Consider the following 18651-nt stretch of genomic DNA (forward strand, 5'->3'; position numbering starts at 1 on the left):
AGGTTGCTTTAAAGGCGGCAAGAGAAATGCAAGGGTAGAGGATTCCGGGGGGAATCATGCGTATCAATCTAAAGCTAGTGCTTTTGTGTCTGTTGCTTATTAATGTCGTATCCTGCGCCAGCGTGGGACCAAAAGATCCCACCAAACAGGTTCACGTCACTGAAGCCTTTATATATCCGGAATATAGACAGACTGTTGCTGTGGCAGAAGAATTCAGCCGCAAGCAGGTCGCGGCGGCAGGCACTTCACGCGCTCCCGCCAGCGTGCCTTAAGCTGCGTCTTTGATTTTGACCTTGTCAGCGGCTTCCGCTTCATAGTCAGAATAGGCAGTGCGCACTTCCACCATCGAGCCATCTTCCGCTCGATAACCACGAACCTTGAACATTTTCAAAGCCTCCGAGCGTCCTTTGACCTCGGCGGCACCGGCAAGTTCGGTCTTGAAGTCTTCACCGATTTTTTCGATGACGGTGTCTGAAATCAGCAGATCCGCACCGAAAGCCTTGGTGGAGGCTTCAATTCGCGAAGCCGTATTCACCGTGTTTCCGATCACCGTGTACTCCATGCGCTCATCTGAACCGATCGTTCCGGAAATTGCTTTGCCGGCGTGCAGGCCCATACCGATGTTGATCGGCGGCTGTTCGCGGGCAATACGGCGTTCATTCAGGCCTTCCAAAGCGCGGCGCATTTCAAGGCACGCACGCACGGCCTGATGGGCGTCTTTGTCCGAGCTCTTCGGCGCACCCCAGACCGCCATGATCGCATCCCCGATGAATTTATCCACAACCCCGCCGTGGGAGTTGATGATTTTAACCATCACACCAAAGTATTCATTCAGCATCTCTACGACCTCTTCCGGAGATCGTTTTTCCGAGAACGCCGTGAAACCACGAATATCCGAGAAGAAGACAACAACGTCCTTGGTCTGACCGCCAACCCCGATGTCCTTATTGATCAAGTCCTCGGCAACGGAAGAGCCGTGGAACTTCGAGAACAGGCTTTTCACCTTGTCGCGTTCTTTTAGACCCTCGGTCATGTGATCAAAGGCCTCGGCCAGATCGCCCACTTCGTCATGGGATTTCACCTGGGCACGGGCCTTCACATTGAAGTTACCCTTGGACACGAGATTGATCATCTCCGCCAGTTTTTCAATCGGGGAGGTCAGGGTCATAGAGAACAGGAAGATAAAGAAGATCGCCATCGAGATCGCGGAACCGGCGACGAAGATCGCCCGGCGTTTTACTTCGCGGGAAACTTCCAGGATGGTTTCTTCGGATGTCAGGGAGATCACCGTGGCGCCGTAAGAGGTTTTTACAGAAGCCCCGAAGTAATCCTTGTCGTTGTCAGGATTCAGGAACTTGGTTTGGAACTGCGGGGATTTTTGCGTCAGGGCTTTTTGCACGATCGGGTATTTCCCCATGTTCAGGCGCGCCATGGCCTTTTGTTCGTCCTTGTGGGCCAGAAGCTCCCCGTGACGGTCAATGAGGTACTGAGTGCGTTCAGACGGGTCGGTGAAAGGCTTTTCAAATGGAGCCAGGGTCACATCGGCCAAAGCCACGTGAGTGATTTTGCCCTGCTCATCACGGATCAGCGGAATACCAATCGTGATCATTGCCGGAGCTTTGGGATAAGTGGCATTTTTGATTTCAATGCTTCCCTGAGCCACTGAGCGGATCGGGAACTTCTGCCATGAGCGCACATGGATCATGTAAGTGGAAGTCAGGCCATAGGGCTTCAGCACGTCTTCTTTCACACGACGAGCCACGGTTTCCACACCGGTGCCGTCCAGCTTCAGAACTTCCAGGGAAATGAAGTTTTTGTCTTTGGTAAAGTTGAAGTCAAAGTCATCGCCGGTTTGTACTTGAGAGTTTGCGCCCTTGGTCAGCAGGGACGCGGTGACACGGGTTTTGTCCACCAGATTGGCGATGATGTTTTCAATTTCTTTGGCCTTGGCTGCAGCTGATTCAAGGTTCGCGATGTCGACCTGCTCTGCGGCTTTCTTTTCAAAGTAAGACGACGAAATCCAGGTGATGGTCCCGGTGGCGGCAACCAGGATCAGGATCGTGACAGTAATGAGTTTTGTCGAAATCGGTATTCTCATAGTTCTCTCCTGATCAGAAGCTCCACTCGGCAAAAACGTTTAGATAGTTACCAATAATGGTGGACTCGTTGACGTCTCCGTCAGAGGCAAAGCTGTCCGTTCCGGTTTTAGCCTTGTACGACATTTTATCTTCGCGCATGGCATAACCAATCAATCCTGTAAATCGTGGGGTGAAACGATAACTTCCCAGGAAGCCTATTTGAGTCGACATCTTGGGTTCCATCGGCTCACCATTGGGTGTGCTGATTTTCATCAAAGACATATATAAATGCGCATTCACCTGAATGCCCAGTTTCGGCGTCAGGGAATACCAGTATTCAGCACCAAAATGCGGACCGGCAGAGCTGATTTTCAGATCTTCGGATGAACCCGAGAAAGGATCGCCCACGGTCTCAGGAAGTTCCTTGTAATAAGGACCTGCCTGGAAACGCACCTCTCCACGGTCCCCCAGGGATTTTCTGTAAACCGCATTGGCTTCAGCCGAAGCGAATGTCTGGGTTTTGCCATTGAAGGTGAAGCCGCTCATGTCGATGATTCCCAGGAAACCCCAAGGAGTGTGAGGACTGAACCAGCCCACACCCAGGCGGCCCGTACCACCCAGGGCTTTGTAAGCCACAGAGGAGTTCTTTTCCGGATTCACACCCTGATAGGACATTTCAGTGATCAGATAGCTTGCCACTGCATACCAGCCGGTGACGCGTTCGATGGATTTACGAACCAAGGCCGTGTATTCCGCCGCTGGAGATCGATCCCCGCTGCGCACCGAGAAGGATTGTTTTGCCAGAGGGGCCGACGGGCGCAGGTCCGATTTTGCGCGGACCACCACCTGGTATTTACCACCGGGAAGATTGTCATCAAATGGCAGGGTGTCTTGCTGGTAGTTTTCATAAACTTTCAGCTTTTCCCATTTTTTATCGGCCGTGTTGTATTTCAACAGGTAAACGTCATAGCTGGAAACATGATCCGGTCGGGACCATTTTAGTTCACGCACGAAATCGCTTTCCGGCTTTTCAATGCGCGGATTTTCAATTGGTTTACCCAGCAGGGTGAACTGCCCCACGGCTGTGGCATCACTGGTGATGCCTTCGTTGTTACTGGATGAAACTTTCCACGTATAGTGTGAAGCCACCGGAACTTTTACTTTGAAAGAAGGCTCTTTCAAAGTTTCCGTGATCTGGGTTTTGCCGTCATCAGATGTCAGCACGAAATGATACTGATCCGCGCCGCCGACCGGAGCCCATTTGAACTCAAGGGACGTGGTGTCGGTTTCTTTCGTCGCCATTTTCACCCGGGCCCCTGGGAATTTCAGCACGGCCGTTTCAAGACCGACGTTGAATTCACTTGGCTCACTCCAGTCACCCGGCACACCACGATAGTCCCGGGAACGAAGTTTCATCATGTACTTGCCCGGTGTCAGTCGACCATTCCAGGCGGCTTCGGTCACTTTGAAGGTGAAGGTTTTGGCTTCTTCTTCTTTGCTGGATTTGACTTGTTTCAGTTCGATTTCATAGGACTTGGCGTTCTCAATGGCCTCCCACTCGAAGTTCACCAAACGGCGATAAGGCGCCGCCAGAACCATCGAGGTCCAGAAAGAGATCATTAATAAAATGAACGCACTGCCTAACTTCATCAATTAACCTTGATCTTCTTTAAAGTAGGGGCTCGCACATTGGACTTGTCCGGTACCAGCAGTTTTCTGGCCGGACGGGCCTGGCTGGGTCTGCCATAGGTGTCAACCGCGATCAGTTCCACTTCATATTCACCCGGCAAAAGATTTTTTAATGCCGTGGAGTTTTGCATGTATTTGCTGCGTTTCAGTTCCTTGCCATCCTTACGAATGGTCAGCCAGTATTCTTTGGCACCTTCCACCGCATTCCAGGTCAACTGCGTGCGACCGTCCATTGAAGCCTGCAAAATGCCTTCGGCGGGGGTGAAGCTTGGAGCTTCCAGCAAAGGCAGGGGACTGACTGTCAGAATCTGGGAACTTGTTGTGCCCAGAACCTTTCCGTCCTTATTCAGTGCCTCGATAGAAGCAATGTAGCGACCCGGACGGGACACGGGCGCCTGCACCTGAGTGTTTTGAACTTCTTTGACGTCAAAGCTTTGAGCCAGGGCCGGGTCTTCTTCTTCGGTGTGATATTTCACGCGCCAAGCAGAGACATTTTCAGACTTGTCCGCCTTCCAGGAAAGACCCAGGCGGGGCTTTTCAACGTAGTACTGAACCATGTCTTTTTCAGGCATGGTGAAGTTGATTTGCACGGGAACGAATTCAACTTTGGCCTGAACCTGATTGGCCGGTTTGATGGTGAATTTTTGTACTTTCCCCAGAGCCGGTTTTTCAGTGTCGACAAAATAAGTGGTCATCCGCCAGAAATAGGTGCCGCCTTTCAGGCCAGGAGCGGTGAAGCTTTCTTCTTTGGTGAAGGTGTTGGAGGAGATTTTATTTTTCAGTTGTTCATCCGCCCACAGTTCCAAAGTCATCTGGCGGGTGTCTTCACCCATCTGCCATTTAAAGGTCATATCATAAGGTGTCTGTACCGCTGGCACTTCGGCATCCGCGGTTGGGAAGACCATCGTGGGCGCATAGCGGGCCAGGATTTCTGTTTTATAGATAGCACTTTCGGCAGCCACCGACCCTTGCGGATTTGTCGCTACAAGTTTCCAGTAGTGACGACCGAAGGGCAGTGAAGCCATAAGTTGATTTGCATTCGGAGCCGCCTTCATCAGCGGTTTCAATTGTTTTCGGCTGGGCCCAACCCACAAAGTGACGTTGGAGTTGGCCGGGAAGCCCTGCCACTGGAATGGCACGGCTTCAGGATTTTCAGCATCCATCGCCACCGGTTTTTGCGGCAGGGGAGTCAGGATTTTGACTTCTTCACGTGTGGTCAGATCTTTGCTTTGACCGTCAGATCCCTTGATGGATGCCTTACCTTCCAAGACCTGAACGTCGACGGAATCGCCGCGGCCCTTGGAAAGACTAGCAGAAGCCTGAGACAGATCGACTTTACCGTTGGCAGAGTTAAGCACCAGGCCGGGAGCGTTACCTTCAGCGGTTCCGGTCTTGGCGTTAACGAACAAACTACCTTCCATCAAATCCAAAGCGATTTCGCCTTCGGATTTTTTGATCACGATCAGGGATTCCGGTTCCAGATCCAGATAACGATCTGAATCCACAAACTGAATGCGCACTTCACCGCGTTCACTGGTGCGAATCGCTTCGCCGTTGTACAGGGGCTCACCCGAATTGACGAGCTGCCACAACAGACGTGAAGCGGGACGGCGTTGAATGTCTTCAACAACTTTTCCGACGTAGGCCAGCGGTTTTTCATTGGAATTGGAGGACCGTGTGTCAGCCGTGGACTGATACCAGAACCACGTTGCAGCAAAAACGGACGACGAGCTTAATGCAGCGATAAGCAGACGTTTCCACTGTTTTTTCATCGATTCCTCCTCATACTTTTTTCGGAGTTATTGTCTCAGTATTAAAGGGAGCTAAAGTCTAGGTCCGAGGATGATGTAAAGAAATTGTGGAAAGTTTGCTGGAAGGGTTCTGGAAGATGGTCTAGAGTCTTGCCATATGGATAACAACAAGAACTACATCACCCCCGAAGGTCTGGCTAAATTGAAGGCGGAATATCACGCGCTGATGCACGTCGAGCGCCCCAAATTGGTGGAAGTTGTTGCCTGGGCCGCCAGCAACGGGGACCGCTCCGAAAACGCGGACTATCAGTATGGCAAACGGCGATTGCGCGAAATCGACCGTCGTGTGCATTTTCTGACCAAGCGAATTGAAGATGCCGAGCTTGTCGATCCGAAACAGATGAAGGGGACCACGGTTCTTTTCAGTGCTACGGTGACGTTGGTCAATGAAGAGGGTGATGAAGTCGTGTATCAGATCGTCGGTGAAGATGAGTTTGATCCGAAAGTGGGTAAGATCTCGTGGAAGTCCCCGGTGGCGCGTGCGCTTCTTGGAAAAAAATTGGGAGATGAAGTACGAATCGTCAAGCCGGCCGGCGAAGAGTTCGTAACTATCGAGAACGTGGAGTTTAAGTAAAATTTACAGATTCTGTCAGATCAGATTCAAACGAATCTTCGAAGGGATGTTTCAATGGCATCCCTTTTTTAGTGGTTGTCTTTGTCCGCACATTTTAGCAAACTCCCGCGCATAGCAGGGGGAGCTATGAAATTCATCACTAAAGTCAGCATTTATCTTTTCGCCTTCGCCGTTGTTTTCGCCCACGTTGAAACAGTTGAAGCCAAGCGCCGCAACAATCGTGAGGAATCCTGGGATTCTGAAGGTCGTCAGAAGCAGAACAAACAACAAAAACAAAACCGCCAGAGCGAAGACTCTAGTTACGAGCCGTCCGCGTCTTTGGATGAAACTGCCAGTGATTCCGATCTGGTACGCGCGGTGAATGATCGTCGTCGCGAGGACTTCGTTGAAGGTGGCAGCCTGACAGTTGTGAAGGTCCTGCCGGACGACAACAGCGGGCTGGAGCATCAAAAATGGGTGGTTCGTCTTTCCAATGGCGAGCTGATGCAGGCTGTGTATAATCTGGATATGTGCCCGCGTGTGCCTTTGAAAGTCGGCGACGTTATCGCCATGGGCGGGCAATTTATCTGGACGAACAAGGGTGGACTGCTTCACTGGCTTCACCACGATCCCCGCGGCAGACGCCCGGACGGATATGTGTACGTGAACGGGCAGTACTACTGTAAGGAGTAGACTTGCAACGACTGAACCTGATTCCATGTGCAGCGCCTTTTTGGGCCGACAGCGGTCACGGTCAGACATTGTGGGCTCACTTTCTAAAGTCTGCAGAGCTTTCGCATTTCGGTAAAAAATTTGAAGTCGATCTTCCTGACGGGGATCGACTTTTTTGTTCCTGGATCGAGGGACACACCAATCTGGTGGTCAGTCTTTTTCATGGTCTTTCCGGGGATGTCACTTCGGACTATATGCAAAGAACCGCGCTGATCTGTCAGCAACTGGGACATACGGTGGTTCTGGTAAACCATCGCGGTGCCGGTGAGGGCGCGCCCTTCGCCAAGCGCCCTTATCATTCCGGCAGCGCCGAGGATGTGTCTGTGGTGCTGGGTCAGCTTCGTCAGATGTTCCCCCATAAAAAGCACATATCGGTCGGATATTCCCTGAGCGGCAATATCATGCTGTGCCTGCTCGGTGGATATGGCGGCAAGAACAAGCCTGATGGAGCGATCACCGTCAATGCACCGTTAAACCTGCAATCCGGTTCTTTGCTTTTGAAGTCGGGCTTTAATCGCGTTTATGACATGCGTTTTGTTTTGCGCCTGCGCAAGCTGGTGGAAGAAAAACACCGCCTGGGTTTGATCACAGAAAAATATGAAATTCCCAAGTGGGCCACGGTGTGGGATATGGATCAGATTTACACGGCTCCGGCGTCGGGCTTTGCCAGTCGCGAGGACTATTATCAGCGCTGTTCATCGATTCAGTATGTTTCAGGCATTGATGTGCCGACCTACACCCTGACTTCTGCGGATGATCCGTTTGTGGATGTTGGTGATTACCTGCGCGCGCCTTTTTCCAAACATGTCCAGTTGCATATTGAAAAGCGCGGTGGCCACATGGGCTACCTGCACCGTCAGTCCTTGCCAGTCGGTGGAACGCGCTGGCTGGATTACTATCTGCACGAGGCCTTAAGAGGTCTTGAAGGCACACTCAATGAAAAGGTTCCAGCGCTGTCTCCAAAGTGAGAACCCTGGCAGCGTCTGTCCTGATTCAAACACCGGAATTTCCAAAACACGAAGCTGCTGACGACGAAGTCCCCCCAGCAGTTGTGGTCCCAGATACCAACCCGTGAATTTACGAGGTTCGGCGGCCAGTTTTTCAATGGCAGTTTTCTTGAACAGCAGAATTTCGCTTAAAGGATCGTTCGGGCCCTGCGGGAATTTTTCACGCAAAATGCGGTTGAATCCGTCCTCCATCTGCTGACGGGGGTGAGGTCCTTTCAGGAAGGGACTGTCTTTTTTCTTGTAGCGATCGCCCCAGCAAAGTTCGAAATTTTCTTCGGTCATCAGATTTTGCAGCAGTTTGAAGTAGTCGCCCAGAGGGGTGTTCATGTCGACAGAGGTGATGGCTGAAAAAGGGGCTTGGCTGCTTTGCAGGCCCCGCCACAAACTGGCCGCACGGCCCAGCTTCTTGGAATTTTGCAGAACGCGCACGGGGCCTTCGGTTGATGGCACCGCGCAGCCTTTTTCTGCCACAACGACCACTTCATAGTTTAATGGAAACTTGGCAAAAAAACCGCGCAAGTCACGCAGGTAGGCCGGAAGCATTTCAGGATGTTCCAAATATACAATCAGTGAGCAGTGCGGGGTTGACACAGAAGATTCCATCTTTACGATAGTTAACAATGAAATCTTTCAAGGTCACGAACTTCTCTCATGCGGCTTTCTGGGCGGGGCTTTTCCTGCTGGCTCTGATCAGCCGTTTTGCTCTTTTGACCAATAAACCCATTCACTTTGATGAAAGCATCAACGGCTGGTTCGTGATGCAGATGTCAAAGCTGGGATACTACAAATACGATCCGAATAACTATCATGGACCGATGTATTTTTATTTGCTGCAGGGCTTTGAAACCCTGTGGGGCCGCAGTCTTGAAACCCTGCGGACGGTGCCAGCCATGTTCAGTGTGCTCAGTGTGGTCATCCTGGCCTGGGGGGCTCTTCGTCCCAAGGCGGTGAACATGGTGATGGCGGTGCTGGTGCTGATCAGTCCGGCGTTTATCTTTTTCGGCCGGTCCGGGATCCACGAAATGCCGTTTGTGTTCTTCCAACTGGTGGCAGGGATGGGAATTTTGCGCTGGATCGGCCGTCAGGATGAAAAAGCTTTGGGGCTTTTTCTGATCGGATTGTGGGGCATGATGGCGTTGAAAGAAACCTTCGTGATCACGATGTTTGCGTGGGTGGTCGCTTTTTTGACTCTGGGCTGGAGTCATCTTCGCACGATGTTTTCCCCGGAAACCATCCGTCTGGCGTGGAGCGGTCGGTTGACTGTGCTGACGGTGTTGCTGCTTTTGATCTTCCTGCAGTTGTTCACCGGCTTTTACCAGAATCTTTCGGGCATTGTTGATTTCTTTAAAGCCGTGCTGCCGTGGCTGAAAACCGGAGTGCATGGGCACGGTCATGAAAAGAGCGTGTGGTACTGGTTGCAGGTGCTGTACACGGCCGAGCCTTTGGTTTTGTTCGGAGGCGTGCTCGCGGTTGCCGGTGTTTTCTCTAAACGCAAAGAGCTGCGTGCGGTCAGTGTGTTTTCGTTGGTGCAACTGGCGGTGTATTCGCTGATTCCCTACAAGACCGTGTGGTGTGTGCTGTCGCTGGTGTGGGGCTTTTACTTTGTGCTGGCCATGACCCTGGTGAATGCTTTCGAATCCCGCTTTCTGGGGCGTCACGTGCTGGCCGGGGTGGCTTTGATTTTGGCGGCCCTGGGACTTCGCAGTGCCTGGATATCTGTGTACCAAAGACCGATCGATTTGACGCATCCTTATGTTTATGTCAATTCCACCTATGAGCTGGTGCAGGTATCAGACCTGATCACCGGAAATATCCTGAAAAAACCTTCGTTGGCCCAACAAAGAATGCAAGTCGGCATGAAAGAACAGTGGCCATGGCCGTGGCTTCTGCGTTATTCAAATAATCTTTCTTATGAGCTTTGCAGCAAGCGCATTCTGGAGGACGCAGCCGTCTATTTCTGTGATTACAATGTGGGCGAATATGTTGAGCGTCTGCTGAATGAGCCGTACTGGAAGCTGGAAGTGGTCTTCCGTCAGTCGCGGGAGCCTTCTTTGATTTACCTGCGCAAGGCTGATTTTGATTTGAGTGATTACAAGGGGCCCAAGCACATCGTGGGGCCTGAGTTGGAGGAGTCTCCGTGAAGAATATGATCATGGCCGGTGGCCTTCTTGTGGGAAGTGTTGCTTTTGCCCAGGTGCAAAAGGTGGATGTAAAAAAAGAACTGCCGAAAGCTCCGGTGGTGGATCTTTACCGCATTGCCGACACCAAAAAAACAGCAAAGCTTTCGCCCTTGTCTCAGTTGAAGGATTATGAAATTCATTTGAAGTGGGCCGAGTGCGCGCGTTTGGCGCCTCAGGTTTTCACAGCCAACAAAGACCTGCGTGGCTGGGTAGGGGTAACCTTGCTGCACTGCCTGGATGAGTCCCAGAAGAAAGTGAAGGACCGCGCGGCCGTGGATCGTGCTTTGACCACGATGGAGTCGCACAAGGATCTTTTCCGCAATGGACCGTGGTCTGCAAATCTTGAAAAGTACTATCTGGATTTCAAGATGGTGCAACTGGAAGATCAGGTGACCCGCAAGAACAAAAAGGCGGCTGTCGGTATTGATGCCTTGTTGTCCGGCGCGGCTGTGCTGAATCGTGAACAGAAATCCAAGGCTTATCAGTTGCTGGGTGATCTGGCGATGCTTGATAACAACTACAACGAAGCGCAGTTCTTCTTTGAGCAGGCACAGGATCAGAAAGACTCCAAATATCTTCAGGAAAAACTGGATTTCATCGCGAAGACCAAAACAACGGTGATGCCTCCGGCAAAAACCGCGACCGCCGCGCCAGAAATGGCGGGGGATGAGGCGAAGATTGAAGAGCGCATCAAGCTTGCGCAAAAGCAGAACGATCCGATCGCCGCTCTTAAAGACAGCGTGCAGATTCTGAACGAATACCCGGGCAGTCGGGCTGCCCGTCGCCTGAAAGACAAGCCGCTGGAAATTTACAATTCCCTGAGCGAAAAACTGGTCAAGGTCAAAGCATTGAATGAAATGGAAGAAGCTGACACCACACGGTTAATGGAGTGGGCGCACAACATGCATCGTCGGGCGGATTATTCCGGTTCTCTGTCGTTGGCGATGAAGGCTTTGGATAAGAGTCCCCAGGCGCCTTCCACGACCTCGGCACTTTGGATTGCCAGTCGTTCCGCGCATTTCCTGGGTCAGTACGACAAGGCTTTGGAACTTTATAAAAAGCTTTACACCTATCATCTGGGTTCGGATGAAGCCGCCGAAGCCTTGTTCCGCGCAAGTCTGATTTATTTCCGCAAACAGGACTATACAAGCTCTTCGGCCTTGCTGGAGCGTCTGTTGCAGCAGGGACGGGATCGTTATGATCTGAACGGGCAGTACTGGCTTGTGCGCTCTTTGCAGGAAAGCAAGTCCGAGCGGGCGACGCAAGCGGCGGCCGATCTGATCGAACGCTATCCGTTTTCTTATTATGGGCTTCGTCTTCGCGCAGAATCACAAAAGGGCAAGCTGTCCTGGCCGGATAACAAAGACAAGGCACCCGCATTGGGGAATGAATTCTTTGTTGTGGGTGCACAAAAAAGTGCGTGGCACCGGTTCAAGATTTTGTCTGAAGCCGGTTGGGTGAGCGAGGCGCAGGAGGAATTGTCTTCCGTGCCATTCCTGAAAGATGCCACGCTCAAAGTTCAGTTGGCAGAAAAGCTGGTGGAGCGTCATCAGTACGTGACCGCCATTCGCTGGATCAATGAGGCCCTGGAAGCGGATCCGCGTCTGCGTCGCGAGCAGTTTGTGAAGATCGGCTACCCAGAAGCCTTTGCCAGCTTGTATCAGGTTGAGGCGGACCGTTACGGAGTCGACGCGGTTTTGTTTAAAAGTCTGACTCGTCAGGAAAGTGCCTTCAACCTGAAAGCGGTGTCCACTTCAAATGCCCTGGGGCTGATGCAGATGATTCCGCCGACCGCTCAAGAAGTGTCCAAGAAACTGGGCATGAAGGTGGAGCTTCCCGATGATATGTTCCGTCCCGAAGTGAACATCCCGATGGGGTCTTACTATGTCTCCCAGATGTTAGACCAGTTCCAGGGAAGCGTTCCTTTCGCTCTGGCGGCTTATAACGCAGGACCCTATCGCATGAAGCTGTGGATCGACGCAAGAGCTGAGGTCAGCGAACTACTTGCCAAACCCAGCTCCGCACCAGTGGATGAACTGTGGTTTGATGAGCTTCCCTGGACGGAAACAAGCTTTTACGTGAAGGCCATTCTTCGCAACGTCCTGCTGTATCGACTGTCAGAGAAGGGCAATTACGAGGTAAATCCCGTCTTATGGCAGGATTTGCTCAACAAAAAGGCAAAATAAGGGCGATGTTTGATTGAAAAATCCCTCTGAGTTTTGTAGCCTGAAAACTCAGTCGGAGGACTCATGAGGAGACTTTTAACATTGAGTTTGGTCCTGGCCTTTGTGTCAGGTTGTGCTCATAAGGATTTGGGCACGAAAGCTGGCAGAACAGCGACCAACAGTGAAGGGGATTTGAAGGACATTGGCTCGTTCCGTTTGTCTGACCCCGAAGGCCCCAAGGTGGTGGATCAGGAATTGGAATCCATCCCTACTGAAGTTAACCCCCTAGTTGAAAAATGGATTGCCTACTTCCAGGGTCGCGGTCGCCCGCACATGGAACGTTATCTGGCTCGTTCCACTCGTTACGAAAAACTGATGAAGAAGGTTTTGCGTGACAACGGACTTCCTGAAGATCTGTTTTACATCGCTTTGATCGAATCCGGATTCAGTTCGCGCGCGACCTCTCACGCTTCGGCGGTGGGGTACTGGCAGTTCATCCGTGGTACGGGCAAACGTTATGGTCTGGACATCAACGCCTTCGTGGATGAGCGTCGCGACCCGGTCTTTGCAACTCAGGCTGCGGCCGAGTACTTCAAAGGTCTTTATAGCGTGTTCGGTTCCTGGTATCTGGCGATGGCTTCCTACAACGTGGGTGAAAATCGCGTGAAGCGTGAAGTGATGAATCACTACACCCGTGACTTCTGGGAGCTGGCTCGTAAAAAACGTCTGCCAGCAGAAACCATCAACTACGTGCCAAAATTCATCGCGGCTAAAATGATCGGTAAAGATCCGGCGAAGTACGGATTCGATGACATCGATTATCTTCCACCGATCGAGTTTGATCACATCACCGTTTCCCAGCCAGTGAACTTGCGTCAGATGGCCGAGAAAATGAACCTGAACTATGAGGACTTCAAAGCGTTGAATCCCAAGTTTAAAGGTGAAGTGGCGATCCTGAAGGGCAGTGACCTGATTCTGCGTATACCTCCGGGCACGACAGAGCAATCCAAAGTGGCTGCGGCAGAAAGTTTTGTTTCCCGCGTGCAGTTCGTGGCCGACACTGGCGACACTCAGACCTACCGCATTCGTCATGGCGACACCCTGAGCACCGTGGCTCGTCGTTATCGCACGACCGTGGCATTCCTGCGTGATCTGAATGATCTGCCTCGTCGCAAGCCCTTGAAAGTGGGCATGCGCATCCAGGTTCCGGATCGCACGCCGCTGAAGGATCGTTCCCAGTCTCGTTCTATGGTGGCAAAGAAATCTGATGCTCCTAAGAACACGGTGACAATCAGCAGTGATGGTCGTTACTACATCGTTCAGTCCGGGGACTCTTTGTTCACGATTGCGCGTAAGTATGCCACCAGCGTTTCTGAGCTTCAGCGTATGAACAACATCAAACGTGGTCGCACATTGAAAGTGGGCATGAAACTGAAAGTCCCAACTCCAGGCAGCTCGTCTGCACGTGAAGTGGCTACTGAAGTTGCTCAAAGTAAAAAAGCGAAATCCAAAGTTCACGTGGTTCGCAGAGGTGAAAACCTTTCTGTGATCGCGGCGAAATACAATGTGGCTGTTTCTGACATCAAAGAAAAAAACAAAATCCGCAACCCGGCTTCACTGGTTGTGGGCGCGCGCATTGTGATCCCGACTGAAGTGAACCAATAAGACTTTTCTCGCAATAGTCTTTAAGTCGACCCCAAAATCACGACTGGTAGTAAGCCGGTCTCAGGTTTTGGGGTCTTTTTTTTATCTTTTCTCAGGTTCTATTGTGACATCCTGTCGCCTTCCTCGAACCTTATCTTAGTGTAATGAAGTTTCCTGTTTTGTGGGCCGAAGAACGCTGCACTTATATTAAAGGGAGCGTTCATGAAACAACTGAGTCTAAGTCAGAAAATGAGTCTCATCGTAGCCATCCTGTGCGCCGGTATTGTGGGTGTTGCCGGTGTCGGACTGTACAATTTAAACCGCGTGGGGGCCGTGGTTAGCAATGTCACCGATGTCCAGTTTAAGAGCGTTGTAGAAGCCCTGAATCTGAAAGATGCCTTCCATGGGCAGATGATCTATGAAAGAAACTATGTGCTTTTCTATAACAACCCGGAAAAGCGCGCCAACAACTCGGCTCAGATCAAAAAACTTGATACAGAGATCCGCGCCATTGTCGAAGGGCGTATAAAGCTGGCAGATACCAATGAAAAAAACAGTCTGGAAAAGTTTCTGGTCACCTACAATCGCTGGGTTGAAAACGATCTGGAAATTCAAAAGATCATGGCCGATGCTGACGGTCATCAAAAAGCACTGGGCCTGATTTCTTCAGTGGGGCGTGACACCCGTCTGGAAGGTGACAAGGCTTTGGATGAAATTCTGACCCATCATCAGGCCCTGCTGGAGCAGCAGAAAAAACAATCAGCAGATGCAATCTCCAGCACCTTCCAGATTCTGATCTGGACAGGAAGTGCGGTGATCATGCTGGGCGTGCTGCTGGCGGCTATGACTTTGCGAAAAATGTCGGCGGCAATCAGCAATGTTCTTAGAAACCTAGGTGAAAATGCCTTCCAGGTGAATCACACGGCAACCCAGATTGCGACGGCGTCACAGGGCCTTTCTCAAAGTGCCACCGAACAGGCTTCCTCTTTGGAAGAAACGGTGGCAACCATCGAGGAATTGACTGCCATGGTGCGCATCAATGCTGAAAATGCGGCCTCGGCCACGGATCTGGCAGAAGGCACCCGTCGAAGTGCTGAAGATGGTGAAAAGAAAATTCAGGGTTTGCTGGAGGCCATGAAGGTCATCGATCAGGATTCTAAAAAAATCCAGGAGATCACAAGTGTGGTTGATGATTTGGCCTTCCAGACAAATTTGCTGGCGCTGAATGCGGCGGTCGAGGCGGCTCGTGCGGGCGAGCAGGGAAAGGGGTTTGCAGTGGTGGCCGAAGCCGTGCGAACTCTGGCCTTGAAAAGCAGTGATGCTGCCAAGGACATCTCCAATCTGATCAATTCCAGTGTCGAGCGTATTCAGGCCGGTTTTGAAAGAGCCAATGAAAGTGTCGAGTCTTTGACTGAAATTGTGGGGTCGGTGAAAAAGGTCTCCAGCCTGAACTCTGAAATTGCCAGCGCCACCAGCGAGCAGTCCAATGGCATCACACAAATCGGCAAGGCGATGAATCAGCTCGACACGGTCACGCAGGAAAATGCGGCAGCTTCCGAGCAGGCGGCGGCGTCTTCGCAGGAATTGGCCGGGCAGGCGACGGTCTTGAACAAAGTCGTTGAAGAACTGCGTGTGGCGATCAAAGGCAGTGCTTCGGCCTAGAAGCCCTGCTGTCCCAAGGACTTCACAAAAAGCCGGGCGGGTTTTGCCAATTGGTGCTCGCCCAGGTGAATCAGGTAAATCTTGTAGCGGATCTTACTGGCCCAGTGGTTTTGTTCCTCGGCGGCTTTGAGGCCGCTTTGGTTTTCAGCGATAAAGTCCGGAACAAAGCCCACTCCCATTCCCAAAAGACTCATCTGACTGATAACTTCCCAGTTTTCAACCGTCAGGGCCGCGCGGGCATCCGTCCCGGTCTGGCGACGCCAGGCTTTTTGCAGCTCAGTCCAGCCGGGGCTTTCCTGAGTCGCCAGAAAGCGGGGAGCTGAGGGCCATTGTGAACCCGTGCGGATCACACAGGTGAACCCACCCTCGCCCAGCAGGCGATGTTCAAACCCGGGCAGGCGATTTTCTTCGATAACAATCCCGAAATCCGCTTTGCCGCTGCGAACCAGTTCGGCGATCTCTGGAACGGTGCCAAAGTGAAGCTGCGGTTGCACCTCGCTGTGGGCTTTCATAAAGTCCTTCAGGCGGGGAGGCAGCAGATAGTGAGCGACCGCGCTGGAGGTCGCAATGCTCAAAGCGCCTGTAACAATTTCAGAGCGTCCTTTGAGCTCGGCTTTTAGATCTTCAAGCTGGCTTAAAATTCCGCGGGATCTCTCCAGCAGAAGGCGGCCTTCCTCGGTCAGTTTGAAGCGGTTTTTGGTGTGCAGCAGAAGCTCGCAGCCCAAGGTTTCCTCCAGCTTGCGTATAGCCTGGCTAATGGCCGGCTGACTGACATTCAGGGCCTTGGCGGCAGCGGCCAGGCTTTGCATTTCGGCGGCTTTTGAAAAATATTTCAAATGATAAATATTCGGCTCTGACATAATAACAATATCTTATTATTATATTCATAATTATTCAATTTCGATTATGACGCTTGTGCATTATAAGGGCCTCAAGAGAGGTTCTTATGACTAAAGCGATTCTGTCCCTGTTTGTGATCTTGTCTTCTTCTGTGTCCTTTGCGGCTCCAAGCTGTGTGCTTGAAACCAAAAACACCCTGCGCTCTGAAGAGCTGGTTTTGGAAGTGAAAGAAAATACAGACCTGGCGGCTTATGTACTGCGCACTCAGGAAAGCGGCTTCAATGTGTCTGTGGTTCTGGTTGATGGCCGTTACATCGCCAATATCGTTAAAGGCGACAGCTCTGCAAACACCGTGATTGAAGGCGATCTGGAGCTTTCTTTGAAAAAGGGCAGTGAGCGTCTGACAGTGTCCTGCCCGGCGAACTAATTGTTTTGAATTGTCATCAGCAGGACGGCCTTTTTGATCTTTTTGATCGAGGCGTTCTGGTCTGGTGTTGCGGTGGCGTCGCGGATTTCCCAGCGGCGTCCCTGGTAAAGGTAGTACAGATAATCCTGCAGATTTTCTTCAACGATGGCCGGGTGCTGCCAAGCCACATTGCGCAGGTCTTTTAATAGATCCGCACTGAAAGCCAGGGTCGCAATGGCTGCGGATCTTGGGTCTTTCAGGTCACTTTTTTCCATTTTATATTTATCAATAATCACCTGCGGGATGCGTTTGATCTGCGTTGGACCGCGACTGTTTTCATCGGTGTCCAAGCCATTTCCCTTAAGCAGCGCAATCACCACAGGGGCGAATTCTTTCAGTCGGTATTTCCAGTTTTTGCCATAGTTGGTTTCCGGTGACATCACCCCAAAGGCGAATTCCGCCAGCATATTGTATTCGTCGTCCTCGATACTTAATAGTCCCATCAAAGTGGTTTTTTCGTCCTGCAACGCCTGAGCATAGCTTTGAGCGAAACTGTCCTGCAAATCCACTTTGATCTGTACTGTCTTAAAGGTGCGGTTCAGCGGACTGTAGTTGTAGGCCATACGGTTACGGAAGACTTTCGCGGCACCAAAGGTCAGGCGGTGATTGCGAATGCGGAAGCGGTGGTCCGCCGTTTCCGGAAGGACATAAACCACCATATCGCGGGAAAGGGAGGCGTTGGTTTTAAATGCCGCCCGGATTTGCAGGTCGCGTTCGGCTTGCAGGAACACGAAGCCATTTTGTTGAGCTGTAAAGTTATAAATCCCAGCGCCGCCGGAATTCAGTTCATCACCGGGATAGGCTTCAATTGAATTGCGAGACAGTTCCTGACCGTCCGCGCGGAAGAACTGGATCAGCTTTTCTTTTTTGTTAACAACCGCAAACGGAGCATCGCCATATTGACTGTGGAAGAAGCGGATGACTTCCAGATTGTCCTTGCGGTTGATGTCGTGCCTTTTGCTGATGTAAGTGCGGAAGTTTTCGTTGGCATAGGCTTTCAAGGCAACGGTGCGGGCTTCCCCCAGACGCAGTGTTTGCTCTGGCAGATGCAGAGCCGGGATATCGACAAGAACACCCTGATTCAGGAACACTTTGCCGCCGTTCATGCGAAGGGCTTGTTTGTTTCTAAGCGTCAGCCAGAAATCTTCACGCAGTTTCTTTTGCAGAGTTTCTTGAGTGATATTTACGCAGTCTTTACCCAGAGCACGCAGGCTCACCGTGTATTCGGCCACGGTCAGATGGCGGCGTTTATCCAGTGCTCCAGACAGTTGCGCCAGTTGACGGGTCAGTGAAAGGTTTTCTGGGGCAGGCCAGTTCTGGCTCAGCCACAAGGCTTCAACTTCGGCGGTGCTCAGATGAATTTCCCCCATATGACGGGCTAATGCCGCCACCAAGGCCACATAGGCATTGGGCAGTCGTTGGGAGGACTTGAAGTAATCCGCTTTTTTGATGATTTGCAGGAAGGAATCATAGGACTCGATTTGCGCAAAGCGGGCGTATTCAGCTTTGAAGCTTTCAGTTTGTTCCTTGGTCAGGCGCAAAGACAGGGTGTGGGCATAGGACTCGACAGTGTTTAAATTTTCAAGGCTGAGGCGCTGAGCCAGCTTCAGGAAGGCTCTTTGATAGAGAGTTCCTGTCAGTTGGGGATGAAGAATTTCTTCATCTTGAATGTCTCGAATTGAGACTAGTGGCTTTGCACAAACGTCGGCCGCCGCCCAGGTGTAAGCGGGGAAAAGCACTAGCAGACTGAATAGGAAGCCAAAATAGCGACGCATGGGCATTTACACAGCAAATCCATGGCCACTCTGAACTGAAAGCAGCAGC

Annotated in this window: 15 protein-coding genes; 9 read left to right on the plus strand and 6 right to left on the minus strand. The window is 51.5% G+C overall.

Translation table 11 applies throughout. The features are described from left to right. Positions 1-56 precede the first annotated feature (56 nt). Positions 57-272, plus strand: coding sequence for a hypothetical protein (locus ACZ520_RS05145; RefSeq protein WP_088565905.1), 216 nt, complete (start codon positions 57-59; stop codon positions 270-272). Here the strand turns inward: ACZ520_RS05145 and ACZ520_RS05150 are convergent. The 3 genes from ACZ520_RS05150 to ACZ520_RS05160 are packed head-to-tail and all read right to left on the minus strand — an operon-like array spanning position 269 to position 5539. Further along, positions 269-2098 carry an adenylate/guanylate cyclase domain-containing protein gene (locus ACZ520_RS05150; protein WP_464127689.1) on the minus strand — a complete coding sequence of 610 codons (1830 nt, stop codon included), beginning with the start codon at positions 2096-2098 and terminating at the stop codon, positions 269-271. The two genes, ACZ520_RS05145 and ACZ520_RS05150, sit on opposite strands and share 4 nt — an antisense overlap. A gap of 13 nt (positions 2099-2111) precedes the next feature. After that, positions 2112-3698, minus strand: coding sequence for a hypothetical protein (locus ACZ520_RS05155; protein ID WP_416480901.1), 1587 nt, complete (start codon positions 3696-3698; stop codon positions 2112-2114). Between the two features lie 29 nt (positions 3699-3727). Then, positions 3728-5539 carry a FecR family protein gene (locus tag ACZ520_RS05160; protein WP_464127690.1) on the minus strand — a complete coding sequence of 604 codons (1812 nt, stop codon included), beginning with the start codon at positions 5537-5539 and terminating at the stop codon, positions 3728-3730. A gap of 136 nt (positions 5540-5675) precedes the next feature. Here ACZ520_RS05160 and greB point away from each other — a divergent pair, with 136 nt between their 5' ends. The 3 genes from greB (at position 5676) to ACZ520_RS05175 (ending at position 7831) form a co-directional block, all read left to right on the plus strand. Next, positions 5676-6152 carry a transcription elongation factor GreB gene (greB, locus tag ACZ520_RS05165; RefSeq protein WP_088565901.1) on the plus strand — a complete coding sequence of 159 codons (477 nt, stop codon included), beginning with the start codon at positions 5676-5678 and terminating at the stop codon, positions 6150-6152. A 126-nt stretch (positions 6153-6278) separates the two neighbouring features. Next, complete coding sequence (locus tag ACZ520_RS05170; RefSeq protein WP_088565900.1) at positions 6279-6824, plus strand: DUF3465 domain-containing protein; 546 nt, start codon at positions 6279-6281, stop codon at positions 6822-6824. Positions 6825-6826: 2 nt separating this feature from the next. After that, entirely contained in the window at positions 6827-7831 is a 1005-nt protein-coding gene (locus ACZ520_RS05175; protein WP_088565899.1) for a YheT family hydrolase, read from the plus strand. Here ACZ520_RS05175 and ACZ520_RS05180 read toward each other — a convergent pair. Continuing rightward, positions 7775-8473 carry a glycosyltransferase family protein gene (locus ACZ520_RS05180; RefSeq protein ID WP_417870053.1) on the minus strand — a complete coding sequence of 233 codons (699 nt, stop codon included), beginning with the start codon at positions 8471-8473 and terminating at the stop codon, positions 7775-7777. The genes ACZ520_RS05175 and ACZ520_RS05180 overlap by 57 nt on opposite strands. 17 nt (positions 8474-8490) lie before the next feature. Between ACZ520_RS05180 and ACZ520_RS05185 the strand changes: the two genes are divergently transcribed. From ACZ520_RS05185 to ACZ520_RS05200, 4 genes are all read left to right on the plus strand, one after another. After that, on the plus strand, positions 8491-10011 hold the full coding sequence (locus ACZ520_RS05185) for a flippase activity-associated protein Agl23 (protein ID WP_464127691.1): 1521 nt from the start codon (positions 8491-8493) through the stop codon (positions 10009-10011). 5 nt (positions 10012-10016) lie between these two features. Then, complete coding sequence (locus ACZ520_RS05190; RefSeq protein WP_464128393.1) at positions 10017-12236, plus strand: transglycosylase SLT domain-containing protein; 2220 nt, start codon at positions 10017-10019, stop codon at positions 12234-12236. Positions 12237-12299: 63 nt separating this feature from the next. Then, positions 12300-13880, plus strand: a complete 1581-nt coding sequence (locus tag ACZ520_RS05195) for a LysM peptidoglycan-binding domain-containing protein (protein ID WP_464127692.1) — start codon at positions 12300-12302, stop codon at positions 13878-13880. A 201-nt stretch (positions 13881-14081) separates the two neighbouring features. Further along, the gene (locus ACZ520_RS05200) at positions 14082-15521 is read left to right on the plus strand and encodes a methyl-accepting chemotaxis protein (protein ID WP_464127693.1); all 1440 of its coding nucleotides are present in this window, start codon (positions 14082-14084) and stop codon (positions 15519-15521) included. On the opposite strand, the gene ACZ520_RS05205 is transcribed toward ACZ520_RS05200, so the two are convergent. Further along, on the minus strand, positions 15518-16357 hold the full coding sequence (locus tag ACZ520_RS05205) for a LysR family transcriptional regulator (RefSeq protein ID WP_374032340.1): 840 nt from the start codon (positions 16355-16357) through the stop codon (positions 15518-15520). The two genes, ACZ520_RS05200 and ACZ520_RS05205, sit on opposite strands and share 4 nt — an antisense overlap. 110 nt (positions 16358-16467) lie before the next feature. Here ACZ520_RS05205 and ACZ520_RS05210 point away from each other — a divergent pair, with 110 nt between their 5' ends. Next, positions 16468-16788, plus strand: a complete 321-nt coding sequence (locus ACZ520_RS05210; RefSeq protein ID WP_374032341.1) for a hypothetical protein — start codon at positions 16468-16470, stop codon at positions 16786-16788. Here ACZ520_RS05210 and ACZ520_RS05215 read toward each other — a convergent pair. Beyond that, positions 16785-18602, minus strand: a complete 1818-nt coding sequence (locus ACZ520_RS05215) for a hypothetical protein (protein WP_464127694.1) — start codon at positions 18600-18602, stop codon at positions 16785-16787. The genes ACZ520_RS05210 and ACZ520_RS05215 overlap by 4 nt on opposite strands. Positions 18603-18651 lie beyond the last annotated feature (49 nt).

This window comes from Bdellovibrio sp. BIS2 (assembly GCF_055398295.1).

Bases quoted from the DNA above. Each gene is read 5' to 3' on its own strand.
- ACZ520_RS05145 (WP_088565905.1), top strand. From the start codon at position 57: ATGCGTATCAATCTAAAGCTAGTGCTTTTGTGTCTGTTGCTTATTAAT.
- ACZ520_RS05150 (WP_464127689.1), bottom strand. From the start codon at position 2,098: ATGAGAATACCGATTTCGACAAAACTCATTACTGTCACGATCCTGATC.
- ACZ520_RS05155 (WP_416480901.1), bottom strand. From the start codon at position 3,698: ATGATCTCTTTCTGGACCTCGATGGTTCTGGCGGCGCCTTATCGCCGT.
- ACZ520_RS05160 (WP_464127690.1), bottom strand. From the start codon at position 5,539: ATGAAAAAACAGTGGAAACGTCTGCTTATCGCTGCATTAAGCTCGTCG.
- greB (WP_088565901.1), top strand. From the start codon at position 5,676: ATGGATAACAACAAGAACTACATCACCCCCGAAGGTCTGGCTAAATTG.
- ACZ520_RS05170 (WP_088565900.1), top strand. From the start codon at position 6,279: ATGAAATTCATCACTAAAGTCAGCATTTATCTTTTCGCCTTCGCCGTT.
- ACZ520_RS05180 (WP_417870053.1), bottom strand. From the start codon at position 8,473: ATGGAATCTTCTGTGTCAACCCCGCACTGCTCACTGATTGTATATTTG.
- ACZ520_RS05185 (WP_464127691.1), top strand. From the start codon at position 8,491: ATGAAATCTTTCAAGGTCACGAACTTCTCTCATGCGGCTTTCTGGGCG.
- ACZ520_RS05190 (WP_464128393.1), top strand. From the start codon at position 10,017: ATGATCATGGCCGGTGGCCTTCTTGTGGGAAGTGTTGCTTTTGCCCAG.
- ACZ520_RS05195 (WP_464127692.1), top strand. From the start codon at position 12,300: ATGAGGAGACTTTTAACATTGAGTTTGGTCCTGGCCTTTGTGTCAGGT.
- ACZ520_RS05200 (WP_464127693.1), top strand. From the start codon at position 14,082: ATGAAACAACTGAGTCTAAGTCAGAAAATGAGTCTCATCGTAGCCATC.
- ACZ520_RS05210 (WP_374032341.1), top strand. From the start codon at position 16,468: ATGACTAAAGCGATTCTGTCCCTGTTTGTGATCTTGTCTTCTTCTGTG.
- ACZ520_RS05215 (WP_464127694.1), bottom strand. From the start codon at position 18,602: ATGCGTCGCTATTTTGGCTTCCTATTCAGTCTGCTAGTGCTTTTCCCC.